Consider the following 15,578-nt stretch of genomic DNA (forward strand, 5'->3'; position numbering starts at 1 on the left):
CCGCAGGTCCACGGGCCATGGAGTCCGTCGGCGTCCTCGGAGGGGGGTTTTCCCTACCCCTGCTTTCTCCTTCAGCCCCGGCGCGGCTCGGCGGTCCGTTCGCGCCAGGGCAGCTCCGCGGTGACCGTCGTGGGGCCGCCGGGCGGGGAGTCGAGGACGAACAGGCCGTCCACGGCGCCCAGCCGCTCGGCGAGGCCGCGCATGCCCGTACCGCCGTCGAGGCGTGCGCCGCCGCGGCCGTCGTCCCACACCTGGATCAGCAGCCGGTCCTCCGCCCGCCACACGTCCACCGACGCGGAACGGGCGCCACTGTGCTTGCTGATGTTCTGCAGCAGCTCGGAGACGGTGAAGTACGCGATCCCCTCGATCGCCGCCGCCGGGCGCCCACCCAGCTCGGCCGTCACCTTCACCGGCACCGTGCAGCGCGAGGCGACGGAGGAGAGGGCCGCGTCGAGTCCGCGGTCGGTGAGGACGGCGGGATGGATCCCGCGCGCCAGGTCCCGCAGCTCCTGCAACGCGAGCTTCACCTCGCCGTGCGCCTCGTCGACCATCGCCGCGACATGCTCGTCCGCCTGGCCTTCGAGCAGCTTCTCCTTGGCCAGGCCGAGCCCCATGGCCAGATTCACCAGCCTGGCCTGCGCCCCGTCGTGCAGATCGCGCTCGATCCGCCGCAGATCCGCCGCCGCCGTATCGACCACGACCCCCCGGTCCGACTCCAACTCGGCGATACGGCGCTCCAGTTCGTCGGAGGGGGACAGGAGACCGCGCACCATCGCCCGGTCCACGTTCGTCAGGCCCCGCGCGATGAACGGCAGCACCGGCCACAGCACGAACAACGAGGTCATCGTGATCGTGAAGGTGGCGATGCCCCACGGCAACCGCATCCCGTCGTACAGCACCGTCCGCCAGCCCACCGGGTCCTTCAGCGCCATCCACACCCGCTGCACCAGCCCGCCCCCCTTGCGCAACGGCAGCGGGCTCGGCTCCTCGATCCGCACCCCGAGCAGCCGCCGGGCCCGGCGCCGCTCGAACTTCCCGATCAGCCGCGCGCCCAGCAACCCCAGCGCGAGCAGCGGGAACCCGACCACGGTGACGGTCAGCCCGCCGCTGACGGCCAGCATCGTCACCACATAGACGAAGCCGAACACCGACGCCGGAAGATTCGTCAGGAGATGCGCGATCTCCTTCCAGGTGTGTCTGTCGTAGGCGAAGCGGGCCGGCGGCAACGGCTCGTCGAGCTTGTCGCCGCCGAATGCCGCCGGGTCGGCGTAGGGGATGCGTACGGTCATATGGGCCAGCGTGCCGCGCGAGCGGCCCCGGCGCCATGAGGTCGGCCGCCCCGGTTCCCTGGGGAAAACCCCACCATCGCCTCCTTCTCATCATTCCGACCGGATCTCAAGCCGTGACGGGCTGCTTACCGCCCCTTTAACAGGGCCTAGACTCCCGTGCGTACACATCGTCGAACACAGAGTTCACATGGGTCACCGGGGCAACGGAGCGGGCCTGCAGCGGGCCTGTGGGGAACGGGCCTGCCGCGGGCCTGTGGGGAAGAGGAGGGGTCGGACTTGCGGGAGATGGTGCAGGGGACCGTGCCGGACGGCCTGCCGGTGACCCCGCCGGTCGCCCTCCGGGAACCGGCCGTGGTCGTCGCGGCGGACTACTTCCATTCCTACTCCGTCGTGGGACTGCTCACCGTCGTCGGCGTCCTCTTCGTCGCCGTGGCCTTCGGCGCCGGCCGCCTGCTGCGCCCGGTCGTCCCCACCCCCGAGAAACTCCTCACCTACGAGTGCGGCGTCGACCCCGTCGGCGAGGGCTGGGCCCACACCCAAGTCCGGTACTACGTCTACGCGTTCCTCTACGTCATCTTCGCCGTCGACTCGATCTTCCTCTTCCCCTGGGCCACGGTGTTCGCCGCCCCTGGCTACGGCGCCACCACCCTCGTCGAGATGTTCGTCTTCCTCGGCTTCCTCACCGTGGGCCTGCTGTACGCATACAAGAAGGGCGTCCTGACATGGACGTGACCCCCGAGTCTCGCGAGCCCGTCCCGCTGCCGGAGCCGAAACGGCTGGGCACTCTCGCCCGCCTCGCCCCCGAGCCCATGAAGGTCGTCCTCAACTGGGGCCGCCGCTACTCCCTCTGGGTCTTCAACTTCGGCCTCGCCTGCTGCGCCATCGAGTTCATCGCCGCGTCCATGGCCCGCCACGACTTCATCCGCCTCGGCGTGATCCCCTTCGCCCCCGGCCCGCGCCAGGCCGACCTGATGGTCGTCTCCGGCACGGTCACGGACAAGATGGCCCCCGCCGTGAAGCGCCTCTACGAGCAGATGCCCGAGCCCAAGTACGTCATCTCCTTCGGCGCGTGCAGCAACTGCGGCGGCCCCTACTGGGACTCCTACTCCGTCACCAAGGGCGTCGACCAGATCATCCCGGTCGACGTCTACGTCCCCGGCTGCCCGCCCCGCCCCGAAGCCCTCCTCCAGGGCATCCTCAAACTCCAGGAGAAGATCGCCCGGGAGTCGCTGGGGGAGCGGTACGGCGTGGCTGGCGCCCGGCCCTCGACTGCGGCACTGCAGAGCGGGTTGGTTGCGGCGCCGTCGCCGGTGACTGGCGGGAGTTCGGGCGCGGCTGAGGAGCTTCCCTCCGGCTCGGACTCCAACTCCGGCTCGGGAGACGCCCGATGACCGCCGTCGGCTGGCTGCCCGCGCCCACCGAGGAACTCTTCGGCACGGAGGCCACCGCCGAGGAGTCCTACGACCTCCTCACGGTCGACGTACCGCCCACCACCTGGCTCGCCGCCCTGCGCACCGCCCGCGACGACCTGGGCTGCACCTACTTCGACTGGCTGAGCGCGGTCGACGAACCCGGCACCGGATTCCGCGTCTCGGCCCATGTCGTGGCACTGTCACCGGTACGCCGGCTCCTCGTCCGTACGACGGTTCCGCACGAGACCCCGGCTCTCCCCACCGCTGTCGACATCTACGCGGGCGCCGCCTGGCACGAACGCGAGACGCACGAAATGTTCGGCGTCGACTTCGAAGGCCACCCGGCCCTGGACCACCTCCTCCTCCCGGAAACCTTCGAAGGCCACCCCCTCCGCAAGGACTTCGTTCTGGCGGCCCGCGTGGCCAAGGCCTGGCCCGGCGCGAAGGAACCGGGCGAGTCCGACCACGGCGGCCCCAAACGCCGCCAGATGCTCCCGCCGGGCGTCCCCGACCCGAACGAGTGGGGCCCCCTGAAGGGCCAACTCCCACCAGCACCTGCCCGCCCCGCCCGGGGTGCGGCCCGAGCGGCTGGTGACCGCCCGGCACGAGGCGAGGGCGGGGCAGGCGACCGCCCGGTGCGTGCGGCTGCGGGGGAGCGTCCGGCCCGAGCGGCGGGTGACCGGCCGGTGCGGCGCGCCCGTACGGCGTCGGAGGGCTCGGCGAGCCAGACGGCACCGGGCGGGAGCGAGGTGCCGCAGGCCGAGAAGGCAGCGCCGGCCCCAGCGCCGGCGTCGGCGACAGAGGGTGCGGTGTCGTCGGCCGAGAGCGCCTCTGCGGTGCCGTCCACCGGGGGTGGTCCTGCGGTGCCGTCTGCCGAGGGTGGTCCTGCGGTGCCGTCGACCGGACCGCGTCGGGCGCGGAGCGCGAGCGAGGGTTCGGCGAGCCAGATCCGCGAGGCGGGCACTGGGAGTGGGACTGGGACCGAGGCAGGGACCGGGGCTGGGGCTGAGGTCGGGACCAAGGCTGGGGAACCTGCCTCGGGAACCCCGGCCGCGCCGCGCCGCTCCCGCAGCGCCTCAGAGGGCTCGGCCAGTCAACAGCCGACGGGCACGGCAACCCCCCGGCGTTCACGTAGCGCGAGTGATGGCTCAGCTTCACAGCAGGGCCCGGCACCGGTACCAGCACGGGAGGACACCCCCGCCCAGCCCCCCACCGCACCCCGCAGCCCGGACGCACCGTGGCACCACGCCCGGCCGGCCTTCGACGAGCAGGCATCCCAATCGGAGCCGGAGCCGGAGCCGGAGCCGGAGCCCGAGGCGAAGCCGCAGCCGGTGTCCGAGCCGGACTCCACGACGCGGCCGACCGACGGACCATCAGCCGAAGCCGAAGCCGAAGCCGAAGCCGAAGCCGAAGCCGAAGCCGAAGCCGAAGCCGAAGCCGAAGCCGAAGCCGAAGCCGAAGCCGAAGCCGGAGCCGACTCGGCCGAGGCTCAAGGCGGCCCGGCCGCAGCCGATCCAACCCCCGAAGGCCAAGTACCCGACGGCCAAGCCCCCGAAGACCCGACCCCCGACACTCCCGCAGGAGGTCCGCAGTGAACGACGCGTTCGACGTCGCCCTGCGACTCCTGATCGTCTTCGTCGTCTTCCTCACCTTCCCCCTCATCGTCGGTCAGACCGAGCACAAGGTGATGGCCCACATGCAGGGCCGCCTCGGCCCGATGTACGCCGGTGGCTTCCACGGCTGGGCCCAACTCGTCGCGGACGGCGTGAAGTTCGCCCAGAAGGAAGACATCGTCCCGGCGGGCGCGGACCGCCGTATCTTCCAACTCGCCCCCGCCGTCGCCCTCCTCCCGTACCTGCTCGTCCTCCTCGCCATCCCGATCGGCCCGGGCGAGGGCGCCGTCGGTCAGGTCCTGGACGCGGGCATCTTCTTCGTCCTCGCGGTGATGGGCGTGAGCGTCCTCGGCTCCCTCATGGCCGGCTGGGCCTCCGCCAACAAGTTCTCCCTCCTCGGTGGCCTCCGCACCGCCGCCCAACTCCTCGCCTACGAACTCCCCATGCTGCTCACCGCCGCCTCCGTGGCCATGGCGGCCGGCACGGTCTCGCTCCCCGGCATCCTCGACGCCTTCCACTGGTGGTGGCTGCCCTGGCAGATCGTCGGCGCGATCGTCTTCTTCGTGGCGGGCCTGGCCGAACTCCAGCGGCCCCCCTTCGACATGCCCGTCGCCGACTCAGAGATCATCTTCGGCGCCTACACCGAGTACACCGGTCTCCGTTTCGCTCTCTTCCTCCTCGCCGAGTACGCCGGAATCGTCGTCCTGTGCGGCCTGACCACCGTCCTCTTCCTGGGCGGCTGGCACGGCCCGTGGGGTACGGACGGGCTCGGCTGGGTGTGGACCCTGCTGAAGGCCGCGCTCCTCGCCTTCGTCGTCATCTGGCTTCGCGTCACCTATCCCCGGCTGCGTGAGGACCAGCTCCAGAAGCTCTCCTGGACCCTCCTCGTCCCCCTCTCCCTCGCTCAGATCGCTCTCACCGGCATCGTGAAGGTGGTGTTCCTCCAGTGACCCCGTTTCCCGGCTCCGGCCTGGCCAAGGGCCTGGCCGTCACCCTCCGCACGATGACGAAGAAGACCGTCACCGAGCAGTACCCGGACGCCCAGCCCGACCTCCCGCCCCGCACCCGCGGAGTCATCGGCCTGTTCGAGGAGAACTGCACGGTCTGCATGCTCTGCGCCCGCGAGTGCCCCGACTGGTGCATCTACATCGACTCTCACAAGGAGACGGTGCCGGCGGCGGCCCCGGGTGGCCGCGAGCGCAGCCGCAACGTCCTCGACCGCTTCGCCATCGACTTCTCCCTGTGCATGTACTGCGGTATCTGCATCGAGGTCTGTCCTTTCGACGCCCTGTTCTGGTCCCCGGAGTTCGAGTACGCCGAGACCGACATCCACGAACTCACCCACGAACGCGACAAGCTCCGCGAGTGGATGTGGACCGTCCCGGCCCCACCCGCCCTCGACCCCGGCGCGGAGGAGCCCAAGGAGATCGCCGCCGCCCGCAAGACCGCCGAGAAACTGGCCGCGACTCAGGCTGCCGCGGAGGCCGCGAACGCGGCGGAGGCGGCCCGGGTCGCGGAGGCCACCGAGGCCGCGGAGGTCACCGAGGCTGCGCAGACCGCGCCCGAGAAGACCGCACCCGAGCCCGCCGAGCCCGGCCACGTCGAGTCGGCCTCGCCCACCGACCCGCCGGAGGGACAGTCGTGACCCTCGCCGCCACTGCCACCGCCACGGCAACCCTCGCCGCCACCCACACCCACGGCTTCCTCTCGCCGACCGGCGTGGAGATCGCCTTCCTCCTCGTCGGCCTGGTCACCTTCGGCGCCGCCCTCGTCACCGTCACCACCAAGCAGCTGGTGCACGCCGCCCTGTGGCTCGTGGTGGCCCTCGGGGGTGTCGCCGTCGAATACCTCCTGCTCACCGCCGAGTTCATCGCCTGGGTGCAGGTGCTGATCTATGTCGGTTCCGTCGTCGTCCTCCTTCTCTTCGGTCTGATGCTCACCAAGGCCCCCATCGGCCGCTCCCCGGACGCGGACTCCGGCAACCGCTGGGCCGCCCTCGCTGTGGCCGTCGCCGCCGCGGCGGCCCTGGTGTGGGTCGTCGTCGACGCCTTCCGCGCGACCTGGATGGACCTGGACGGTCCGGCCGCCGGCTCCACCGCGGTGACCGGCGCGAGCCTGTTCCAGAACTGGGTCCTCCCCTTCGAGGCCCTCTCCGTCCTCCTCCTCGCGGCCCTGGTCGGCGCGATCGTCCTGTCCCGCAAGTCGAAGGCGGAGTCGAGCTCTCCCCCTATGAACTCCCGGCCGACGACCGGTAGTTCCCCATCCGTCCCGGATTCCCGTAATCACACGATCGGGCGAAAAGGTGCGGTTGAGGGCAACGGTCCCACCGCCCGGAACAACCCGGCCGAGCAGGAAGGAGCCCGCTGATGCACCTCGTCTATCCCGCCGTGCTCGCCGCCCTCCTCTTCTGCACAGGCGTCTACGGCGTCCTCGCCCGCCGCAACGCGATCCTCGTCCTGATGTCGGTCGAGCTGATGCTCAACGCCGTCAACCTGAACCTGGTCGCCTTCGACGTCTGGCTCAGCCGGACCGCCGAGGACAAGCTGCACTCCGGCCAGGCCCTGACGCTGTTCACCATCGCCATCGCCGCCGCCGAGATCGGCATCGGCCTGGCGATCGTCCTCGCCGTGTACCGAGCCCGCGGCACCTCGGACATCGACAAGCTCCGCGACACCGCCGAGGGTCACGAACCGGACGGTCCCGGCGGTTCCGGCGGACTCGGCGATCCCAGTGGGGCCGACGGCCCCGACAGCGACGGCACCGAGCCCCCCGCGGCCGAGAAGGCTGAGGCCACCGCGTGACCACGACCACCCTCGCCGTCCTCGTCCCCCTCCTCCCGTTCCTGGGCGCCGCGGCCGGCCTGCTCCTCGGCCGCACCGCCCCCGGCTTCGTCCGTCCGCTCGCCGTGCTGCCGACGCTCACCGCGCTCGCGCTGGCCGCGATCGTCGCCGTACGCCAGGGTGGCAACGCGGCCATCGACTCCGCCACCGAACTCACGCCCACCGGCTCGGTCCCCGTCGAACTCGCCCTGCACATCGACGGCTTCGCCGCCCTCGTCGCCGTCCTGGTCGCCTTCGTCGCCACCTGCGTGCAGATCTACTCGACGGGATACCTGCGCGACGACCCGCGCTACCCCTCGTACGCCGCGCTCGTCTCCCTCTTCACCTCCGCGATGCTCCTGGTCGTCTACTCCGGCGACCTGATCGTGCTGCTGGTCGGCTGGGAAGTCATGGGCATCTGCTCCTACTTCCTCGTCGGCCACTACTGGGAGACCCCCGAGGCCCGCGCCGCCTCCATGAAGGCCTTCCTCGTCACCAAGCTCGGCGATGTTCCTTTCCTGATCGGCCTGTTCGCGCTCGCCACCGACGCCGGGTCCTTCCGCATCACCAAGGTCCTGAGCACCGTCACGAGTGGCGGGCTGCACCACCCGACGCTGATCGCGCTGCTGCTCCTGGCCGGTGTGGCGGGCAAGTCGGCGCAGTTCCCGCTGCACACCTGGCTCCCCGACGCGATGGCCGGCCCCACCCCCGTGTCCGCGCTGATCCACGCCGCGACGATGGTCGCCGCCGGTGTCTACTTCGTCGCCCGTCTCCTCCCGGTCTTCGAGGCCTCCTCGGCCGCGATGGTCGTCCTCGCCGTCATGGCCGCCGTGACGATGGCCGGCTCGGGTCTCGCCGCGCTCGCCCAGGACGACATCAAGCGCGTCCTCGCCTACTCGACGATCGGTCAACTCGGCTACATGACCGGCGCCCTCGCCGTCGGCGACCGCGGTGCCGCCGTCTTCCACCTCCTGTCCCACGGCGCCTTCAAGGCGCTGCTCTTCCTCGCCGCCGGCGTGATCATCCACGCCTCCGGCACCAACTCGCTGGCCGCCATGTCCCGCATGGGCAACCTGCGCGCCCGCGTCCCCGACGCCCTCTGGACGATGACCGTGGCGCTCCTCGCGCTCGCCGCGATCCCGCCGTTCAGCGGCTTCTTCTCCAAGGAGTCCGTCCTCGGCGCCGCCGAACACGCGGCCACCGAGCACACCTCGCACATCCCCGGCGCCGCGGGCTGGATCGTCCTCGTCGCCGGCCTGCTCACGGCCCTGCTCACCGCCGCCTACGCGACGCGCCTGTGGCTGCTCGCCTTCAACGGCCGGGGTGTCGATGCCCCCGACCACGGCAGGCAGCCCGTGGCGATGAACGCCGTGCTGTGGGTGCTCGCCGTCCCGTCCCTCGCCCTCGGCGGACTCGCCTACCGCGTGCTCCCCGACTGGTTCGACGGCCGCGACCTCACCCCGACGCTCACCACGTCCGTGCTCGGTACGGGTGTCGCGCTCGTCGGCGGCATCGTCACCTACGGCGCCTGGCGGCACACCACCGCGCTTGCGGCCCGCGCACCGATGGGTGCGGTCGCGGCCCACCCGGAGGGCGACGCGGGACTGGTCGAGGCGGAGGCCATCGCGAGCCACGCGCCCGCCTACGGAGACGTGGCCTCGGCAGCCGACCCGGCGGACCCGGGCCGCCTCCTGCTCGGCCCGCTGCACCGCCACGCGGCCTCCGGCTTCCACCTGGACGCTGTCTACGGGGCGCTGTTCGTCCGCCCCGTGCTGGCGGCGGCGAGCCTCGTCCGGTTCCTCGACCGCGAGGTCGTCGACACCTACGTACAGGGCGCGGGCACCCTGCCCCGCCTCCTCGGAGCCGCCGTACGGCGCGCTCAGACCGGCAATCTGCAGACCTATGTGAGCGCGCTGCTCGCCGGCACCGTCGTCCTGACGGTCGCCGTCCTCCTCGTCGCCACGGGAGCGTGAGCAGGCGTGATCGATATCAACGAGTCCGTGATGCAGGTCCTTCTGGCGTTCGTCGTCGTCGGCCCGCTCCTCGGCGCCGTCGCCGCCCTCCTGCCCGCCCCGCCGGGGCTGAAGGGGAAGTCGCCCGAGCAGGCCGTACTACGGCACGGCGTCACCGTGACCGGCGTGATCCTCGTCGCCGCGATCGTCCTAGCGCTGGGCTTCGACCACGACCATCCGTCGAAGATGCAGGCCACGACCGACATCAGCTGGATCCCCGCACTCGACGTGCGCATCCACCTCGGCATCGACGGCATCTCCCTCCCCCTCCTGGTCCTGACCGCGCTGCTGACTTTCCTCTGCGCGCTTTACTCCTACTTCAAGATGCCTACGGGCCCGTCCCCGAAGGCATTCGTCGCCCTCATCCTCGTCCTGGAGTCCGGCACCCTCGCCACCTTCGCCGTCCTCGACCTGATCCTCTTCTTCCTCGCCTTCGAGACCGTCCTCATCCCGATGTACTTCCTCATCGCCCGCTGGGGCGGTGCCCAACGGACCCAGGCCGCCTGGAAGTTCATCCTCTTCACGCTGCTCGGTTCCGTCGTCATGCTGCTCGGCCTGCTCCTGATCGGGATCAAGGCGGGCACATTCGACATGGTGGCACTCGCCACTGACAACGGCCGGTCGCTGACCACATCCGTGCAGGTCATCGCGGTTCTGGCGGTCGGGATCGGGCTCGCGGTCAAGACGCCGATGTGGCCGCTGCACAGCTGGTTGCCCGACGCCCACACCGCCGCCCCGACCGTCGGCTCGGTCCTGCTGGCCGGCGTGCTGCTGAAGATGGGCACGTACGGGTTCGTCCGCATCCTGCTGCCGATCGCCCCCGACGGCATGCACACTTTCGCGCCCTACCTCGCCGCCTTCGCCGTCGTCGGGATCATCTACGGCTCCCTGGCCTGCCTCGCCCTCGCGAAACAGGGCGCGAAGGGCGACCTCAAGCGCCTCATCGCCTACTCCTCCGTCGGCCACATGGGCTTCGTCCTGCTCGGCATCTCGACGATGACCCCGACCGGCGTGAACGGCGCCCTGTTCGCCAACATCGCCCACGGCCTCATCACCGGCCTCCTGTTCTTCCTCGTCGGCGCCCTCAAGGACCGCACGGGCACGACCGACCTGGACACCCTGGCCGAGGAGACCGGCGCGGCCCTCTACGGCAAGGCACCACGCCTCGGCGGCCTGCTCGCGTTCGCCGCGGTCGCCTCGCTCGGACTCCCCGGACTCGCCGGATTCTGGGGCGAGATGCTGGCGTTGTTCGGCGCGTTCAAGCCCGCCGCCGACCTCAGCCGCCCCGCGTTCCTCACCTTCATGGCCATCGCGGCCTTCGGCACCCTGCTGACCGCCGCCTACATGCTCGCCGTGGTCCGCCGCGTCTGCATGGGCGCCGTGGCGCAGGAGGCGCCGAAGCTCGCCGACGTCCACACCTACGAGTACGCGGCCTGGGCCCCGCTCGTCGCGCTCACCGTCGCCGCCGGCCTGTGGCCGAAGGCACTCCTCGGCCTGACCGACCCGGCCGTCCAGCAGCTCCTCGCAGGAGGCACCCGATGAGCGCCCCGGTCCAGCCCCTCGCGGAGTCGATGGTCCAGTCCGTCGACTGGCTCGCGATCGCACCGCCCACCATCGCGGCGGTCGTCGGCCTGGGCGTCCTCGTCGCCGATTTGTTCCTCCACGACGCCAAGAAGGCACTCCTGGGGTGGGTGTCGGTCGCGGGCCTGGCCGCCTCCGCGCTCATGCTGCTGCCTCTCCTGGACGGCGACCGCGCCACCTTCTGCCTCACCGGCGAAGCGACCGCGTGCAGCTATACGGCGGACCGCTTCACCCTGGTCATCCAGTTCCTGGTCCTCGGCGGCGCCCTCCTCGCGGCCCTCCTGTCGATCACCACCCTGAAGGACGCCGACAAGGGACTCCCCGAAGGGGAGTACTGGTTCCTGCTGCTCTCCTCCGCCGCGGGCGCCGCCCTCCTGCCCGCCTCCCGCGACCTCGCGACCCTGATCGTCGCCCTGGAGGTCGCCTCCCTGCCCGCCTTCGCCCTCGTCGGCATCCGGCACGGCGACAAGAAGTCCGCCGAAGCGGCCCTCAAGTTCTTCCTGTCCTCGGTCACCGCGACAGCGGTCAGCCTGATGGGCGTCAGCTTCGTCTACGCCACCACGGGCACCCTCTACCTCACCGAGATCGCCGACCGCATCCAGTACGTAGACGGCCAGTTCCACACCCTGGCCCAGACCGGCGTCGTCCTCACCCTCATCGGCTTCGCCTTCAAGACGGCCGCCGTCCCCTTCCACTTCTGGGTACCCGACACCTACGTAGGGGCGCCCCTACCAATCGCCGCCTACTTGTCGGTCGTCGGCAAGGCGGTCGGCTTCTCCGGGCTGATCCTCGTCACCGTCGTCGCGTTCCCGTCGTACGCCGATGTGTGGGGCCCGGCGCTCGCCGCGCTGGCCGCCCTCACCATGACGGTCGGCAACCTGGGCGCCCTGCGCCAACAGGCCACGCGCGCGTACAGCGCGGTACGGCTGCTCGCCTGGTCCTCTGTCGGCCAGGCCGGCTACCTCCTGGTGCCGATCGCAGCCGCCGCGTACTCCAAGGACGCCCAGAAGTCGATCGGCTCCACCGTCGCCTACGCCCTCATGTACGCGGCCGTGAACCTCGGCGCCTTCGCGGTGGCCGCACTGGTGGGCCGTAGCAGAGCACTGAACCGCGTCAGCGACTACCGCGGCCTGTACGCGTCGAACCCGCTCGCCGCTCTCCTCCTTGCCTTCTTCCTGCTGTGCCTCGCCGGACTGCCGCCGGGTGTCATCGGGCTCTTCGCCAAGGTCACCGTCTTCTCGGCGGCCGTCGACGCGGGCCTGGGCTGGCTCGCGGTCGTCATGGCCGTCAACGTGGTGATCGCGCTCTTCTACTACCTCCAGTGGACGGCTCTGCTGTTCCGTGTCCCCGAGGGGGAGCACGAAAAGCACCGAGTCCCGGCCCCCCTCACCGCCGCTCTGGCGCTCACCGGCGCGCTCGGAATCGCCCTCTCCGGAGCACCCCAACTGGTCCTGCGCTTCGCCGACACGGGACTCTTCTGAGCCACCGGCACATACCACCGTCCTCACCCGTACGGCCCACGCCCGGCGCCGTACGCACAAGGGAACTAGTGGCCCTCGCCTGGCGTTGACCAGTGCGGAAGGGTCCACTGGACGTGGCACCACGAGACCAGTGGCATCGGAGATCAGCAAGCAAAGGGTCCCCCTGCTGCACGATTTTGGAGGGCGTACCGTGCACCGCCGGCACAACGGGCTCAGGACCGCAGTTCTCCTCGGAGGACTGTCCGCACTCATCATCGTCATCGGCAGCTTCTTCGGCCGCATGGGGCTCGTCGTAGCGGTCGTGATCGCGCTGGGCACGAACGCGTACGCGTACTGGAACAGCGACAAACTGGCGCTACGCGCGATGCGCGCCCGCCCTGTGAGCGAGTTCGAGGCCCCCGCCCTGTACCGCATGGTCCGCGAGCTCTCCACCCAGGCCCGCCAGCCCATGCCGCGCCTGTACATCTCGCCCACGGAGGCACCCAACGCCTTCGCGACGGGACGCAACCCGCGCAACGCCGCCGTGTGCTGCACGGAAGGCATCCTGCGCATCCTGGACGAGCGCGAGCTGCGCGGAGTCATCGGCCACGAACTGAGCCATGTCTACAACCGCGACATCCTGATCTCGTCGGTCGCCGGCGCCCTCGCCTCGGTGATCATGTTCCTGGTCAACTTCGCCTGGCTGATCCCGATCGGCCGCTCGAACGACGACGACGGACCCGGCATCCTGGGCATGCTGATGATCATGATCCTGGGACCCCTCGCGGCCAGCCTCATCCAGCTGGCCATCAGCCGCTCCAGGGAGTACGAGGCGGACACGTCCGGCGCACAGCTCACCGGAGACCCCCTCGCTCTCGCGAGCGCCCTGCGCAAACTCGACGCGGGCACCAAGCAGCTTCCGCTGCCCCCGGAGCCGCGCATCGAGACCGCGAGCCACATGATGATCGCGAACCCCTTCCGCCCGGGCCAGGGACTCTCCAAGATGTTCTCGACGCACCCGCCGATGGCGGAGCGGATCGCCCGGCTCGAAAAGATGGCAGGTCGCCCTCAGTGAAAACCATCCTGAACGTCATTTGGCTCGTCCTGAGCGGCTTCTGGCTGTTCCTCGGGTACCTCCTCGCCGGCGCGCTGCTGTGCATCACGATCATCGGCATCCCGTTCGGCATCGCCGCCTTCCGCATCGGCGTCTACGCCCTGTGGCCCTTCGGGTACACCACGGTCGAGCGCCGTGACGCCGGCGCGGCGTCCTGCGTCGGCAACGTCCTGTGGCTGATCCTCGCGGGCTGGTGGCTGGCCCTCGCGCACATCGTCACCGGCATCGCCATGTGCATCACGATCATCGGCATCCCGTTCGGCATCGCCAACTTCAAGCTGATCCCGATCTCGCTGTTCCCCCTGGGTCGCGAAATCGTGCCCACGGACCAGCCGTTCGCCACCCGCTGACGGGGTCGACCGTGGTGGGGGCGCCGAAGTACGTCCTGCTGTCGTACGACGAAGGCTCCGAGTCCACCGGCGAGCACGGGTACGAGCAGACCTGGGCCCTGTGCCAGGACGCCGACGACCTCTTCGCCGACCCGCCCCCACCCATCCGGGAGACGTACGAACTGCTCGGCTGCGCACCCGAGGGCGAACTCGCCGCAGCCCTCGCACGCGCGCGTGCCGACGGTTCGGCGCCGCTCGGCCTGCTCACCCTGGAGATCCTCGACAAGACCGGCACCGGCGCGGGAATGGACGGGGACTGGTGGCTGGAGGACGTACGGGTGGTCGGCGACCGCCCCTGCGCGCGTGACCTGTCCCTGAGGGACGTCACCGTCGAGGGGCGACCGTCCGACGACAACCCGTACGACTACCCGCACTGCCCACCGCTCTCCCCGGGCTACCGGCTGCTGGGCCCGGACGGTGAACCCTGGGGCGGGTGCCGGGACTTGGCCCATCCCCAGGAGGACCGGCCCGAACCGCTGGACCCTCCCGTGCGCCTGTTGGGCTGTTCCCCGCGCGGCGCGCTGAGGGCGGCCATGGACAGCGGGGACGAGGACCTCGGCCACGCCAAGGTGTTGCGCATCGACTCCTCGGGCCGGCCCCTGCAGCCCGCCACCGAGGGCGAGTTGCGGGCCTGGATCCCGTCCGCGCGCGGCCCCGGCCTGGTCGACCTCACCCTCGACCCCTGGGCGGAACGGCCACCGCTCGCGGCCCGGGAGGTGTGGGACCTGTGGGGCGAGGGGCGCCCCTCCGAGCCCGGCCGCTGGGCCGGTTGCGACGCGGAGGGCCGCCAGTTCTGGCTCGACACCGCGCTGGCGAACCACCCCCACGGCGCCCCGGACCGGCGACCGGGCACCACCTACCACCTCGACGGCAGGCACATCACCGACCCGCAGGGCTTCTTCTGCGCTCTCGGCGAGGCGATGAACGGCCCCGGCGGATACTTCGGTTGGGGCGTCGCCGCCCTGGAGGACTGCCTGTGCGGTCGCTGGGGAGCAGCCCTGCCCTTCACCCTCGTCTGGCACGACGCGACCGTCGCCCGCACCTGCCTCGGCCTCACCCCACTCACCGGCCCACGCCCACCGACGTTCGAGGAACTGCTCGCCCTCCTCGCCGAAAAACACGTCGACGTCCGCCTGGCCTGACCGCTCGCCACCGGACCCCACCGGGTGAACTGGTTCTCCACAACTGCCGGGTTGTCCACATCCGCCGGGTTGTCCACAGGCCGCCCCGATTGTCAGTGGCGCGTTGCACTATGAAGCCATGACCGAGAACGAGCAGCGACTGCTGACCCGGGTGGCCGCCGAGGCCCGCAACACCCTGCCGTGGGGCTGGACTTCACTCCCCGCCCCGGTGGACGAGGCCACGGTGACCCGCGCCGAGGCCACCCTGGGCTTCAGCCTGCCCCCACTGCTCGCGGCGCTCTACTCGCGCATAGGAGACGGTGGATTCGGCCCGGAGTACGGCCTGTTGCCCCTGCTCGACAGCCCGCCCGCCGGCGAGCCCGCCGCCGTCACGCAGTACCTCGCCAACCGCGAGAGCGGACGCAAGGACCCCGACTGGCCCTGGCCCGAGGGCGTCCTGCCGATATCCCACTGGGGCTGCGCGATGTACGCGTGCGTGGACTGCCGAACCCCGCAGGCCACCGTGCTGCTCTACGAACCGAACGCGGACGAGGCGGACCACGCGTGGTACGTGGACGCGCCCAGCCTCGCCGAGTGGCTCCAGGGCTGGCTCGACGGCACGGGCTGGTACATCGACGCCAACATCGGCATCGAGCCCGAGCCGTGGGACGACTTCCGCATACGCACGACGCCGCAGGCGTCCTGACCGACTGCCGGCACGGCCGACCGTCCCGCCCCACCCGGCGCCGCCCCGCCGATGCCTGCAAC

Annotated in this window: 15 protein-coding genes; 14 read left to right on the top strand and 1 reads right to left on the bottom strand. The window is 70.9% G+C overall.

From position 1 onward, the window contains the following. Positions 1-71: 71 nt before the first annotated feature. A complete protein-coding gene (locus tag ACIBJH_RS23560) occupies positions 72-1,289 on the bottom strand; it encodes a sensor histidine kinase (protein WP_399118814.1) in 1,218 nt (405 codons plus the stop codon). A gap of 285 nt (positions 1,290-1,574) precedes the next feature. Between ACIBJH_RS23560 and ACIBJH_RS23565 the strand changes: the two genes are divergently transcribed. The 14 genes from ACIBJH_RS23565 (at position 1,575) to ACIBJH_RS23630 (ending at position 15,516) form a co-directional block, all read left to right on the top strand. Beyond that, the gene (locus ACIBJH_RS23565) at positions 1,575-2,021 is read left to right on the top strand and encodes an NADH-quinone oxidoreductase subunit A (RefSeq protein WP_399118957.1); all 447 of its coding nucleotides are present in this window, start codon (positions 1,575-1,577) and stop codon (positions 2,019-2,021) included. Beyond that, positions 2,012-2,680, top strand: a complete 669-nt coding sequence (locus ACIBJH_RS23570; protein WP_399118815.1) for an NADH-quinone oxidoreductase subunit B — start codon at positions 2,012-2,014, stop codon at positions 2,678-2,680. The genes ACIBJH_RS23565 and ACIBJH_RS23570 overlap by 10 nt, the downstream gene beginning before the upstream one ends. Further along, positions 2,677-4,296 (top strand): NADH-quinone oxidoreductase subunit C, encoded by a 1,620-nt coding sequence (locus ACIBJH_RS23575; protein WP_399118816.1) that lies wholly within the window; start codon positions 2,677-2,679, stop codon positions 4,294-4,296. Before ACIBJH_RS23570 ends, ACIBJH_RS23575 begins: the two co-directional genes overlap by 4 nt. Continuing rightward, positions 4,293-5,264, top strand: a complete 972-nt coding sequence (locus ACIBJH_RS23580; protein WP_399118817.1) for an NADH-quinone oxidoreductase subunit H — start codon at positions 4,293-4,295, stop codon at positions 5,262-5,264. Before ACIBJH_RS23575 ends, ACIBJH_RS23580 begins: the two co-directional genes overlap by 4 nt. After that, positions 5,261-5,959 (top strand): NuoI/complex I 23 kDa subunit family protein, encoded by a 699-nt coding sequence (locus tag ACIBJH_RS23585; RefSeq protein WP_399118818.1) that lies wholly within the window; start codon positions 5,261-5,263, stop codon positions 5,957-5,959. Before ACIBJH_RS23580 ends, ACIBJH_RS23585 begins: the two co-directional genes overlap by 4 nt. Then, on the top strand, positions 5,956-6,681 hold the full coding sequence (locus tag ACIBJH_RS23590) for an NADH-quinone oxidoreductase subunit J (protein WP_399118819.1): 726 nt from the start codon (positions 5,956-5,958) through the stop codon (positions 6,679-6,681). Before ACIBJH_RS23585 ends, ACIBJH_RS23590 begins: the two co-directional genes overlap by 4 nt. Beyond that, complete coding sequence (gene nuoK, locus ACIBJH_RS23595) at positions 6,681-7,115, top strand: NADH-quinone oxidoreductase subunit NuoK (RefSeq protein ID WP_399118820.1); 435 nt, start codon at positions 6,681-6,683, stop codon at positions 7,113-7,115. Before ACIBJH_RS23590 ends, nuoK begins: the two co-directional genes overlap by 1 nt. Next, the gene (locus tag ACIBJH_RS23600) at positions 7,112-9,106 is read left to right on the top strand and encodes an NADH-quinone oxidoreductase subunit L (protein ID WP_399118821.1); all 1,995 of its coding nucleotides are present in this window, start codon (positions 7,112-7,114) and stop codon (positions 9,104-9,106) included. The genes nuoK and ACIBJH_RS23600 overlap by 4 nt, the downstream gene beginning before the upstream one ends. Positions 9,107-9,112: 6 nt before the next feature. After that, positions 9,113-10,687, top strand: a complete 1,575-nt coding sequence (locus tag ACIBJH_RS23605) for a NuoM family protein (protein WP_399118822.1) — start codon at positions 9,113-9,115, stop codon at positions 10,685-10,687. Further along, positions 10,684-12,207, top strand: coding sequence for an NADH-quinone oxidoreductase subunit N (locus tag ACIBJH_RS23610; RefSeq protein WP_399118823.1), 1,524 nt, complete (start codon positions 10,684-10,686; stop codon positions 12,205-12,207). Before ACIBJH_RS23605 ends, ACIBJH_RS23610 begins: the two co-directional genes overlap by 4 nt. Before the next feature lie 190 nt (positions 12,208-12,397). Further along, positions 12,398-13,261 carry a zinc metalloprotease HtpX gene (htpX, locus tag ACIBJH_RS23615; protein WP_399118824.1) on the top strand — a complete coding sequence of 288 codons (864 nt, stop codon included), beginning with the start codon at positions 12,398-12,400 and terminating at the stop codon, positions 13,259-13,261. Then, positions 13,258-13,650: a YccF domain-containing protein gene (locus ACIBJH_RS23620; RefSeq protein ID WP_359608927.1), complete on the top strand. Its 393-nt coding sequence runs from the start codon at positions 13,258-13,260 to the stop codon at positions 13,648-13,650. Before htpX ends, ACIBJH_RS23620 begins: the two co-directional genes overlap by 4 nt. An 11-nt stretch (positions 13,651-13,661) precedes the next feature. Then, positions 13,662-14,831, top strand: a complete 1,170-nt coding sequence (locus ACIBJH_RS23625; RefSeq protein ID WP_399118825.1) for a barstar family protein — start codon at positions 13,662-13,664, stop codon at positions 14,829-14,831. Positions 14,832-14,949: 118 nt separating this feature from the next. Continuing rightward, the gene (locus tag ACIBJH_RS23630) at positions 14,950-15,516 is read left to right on the top strand and encodes an SMI1/KNR4 family protein (protein ID WP_399118826.1); all 567 of its coding nucleotides are present in this window, start codon (positions 14,950-14,952) and stop codon (positions 15,514-15,516) included. Positions 15,517-15,578: the final 62 nt, after the last annotated feature.

It is taken from the genome of Streptomyces sp. NPDC050548, from assembly GCF_044457385.1.
Classification (GTDB): domain Bacteria; phylum Actinomycetota; class Actinomycetes; order Streptomycetales; family Streptomycetaceae; genus Streptomyces.

Excerpts from the sequence above, each read along its gene's own strand:
- ACIBJH_RS23560 (WP_399118814.1), bottom strand. The coding sequence starts at position 1,289 with ATGACCGTACGCATCCCCTACGCCGACCCGGCGGCATTCGGCGGCGAC.
- ACIBJH_RS23565 (WP_399118957.1), top strand. The coding sequence starts at position 1,575 with ATGGTGCAGGGGACCGTGCCGGACGGCCTGCCGGTGACCCCGCCGGTC.
- ACIBJH_RS23570 (WP_399118815.1), top strand. The coding sequence starts at position 2,012 with ATGGACGTGACCCCCGAGTCTCGCGAGCCCGTCCCGCTGCCGGAGCCG.
- ACIBJH_RS23575 (WP_399118816.1), top strand. The coding sequence starts at position 2,677 with ATGACCGCCGTCGGCTGGCTGCCCGCGCCCACCGAGGAACTCTTCGGC.
- nuoK (WP_399118820.1), top strand. The coding sequence starts at position 6,681 with ATGCACCTCGTCTATCCCGCCGTGCTCGCCGCCCTCCTCTTCTGCACA.
- ACIBJH_RS23610 (WP_399118823.1), top strand. The coding sequence starts at position 10,684 with ATGAGCGCCCCGGTCCAGCCCCTCGCGGAGTCGATGGTCCAGTCCGTC.
- ACIBJH_RS23630 (WP_399118826.1), top strand. The coding sequence starts at position 14,950 with ATGACCGAGAACGAGCAGCGACTGCTGACCCGGGTGGCCGCCGAGGCC.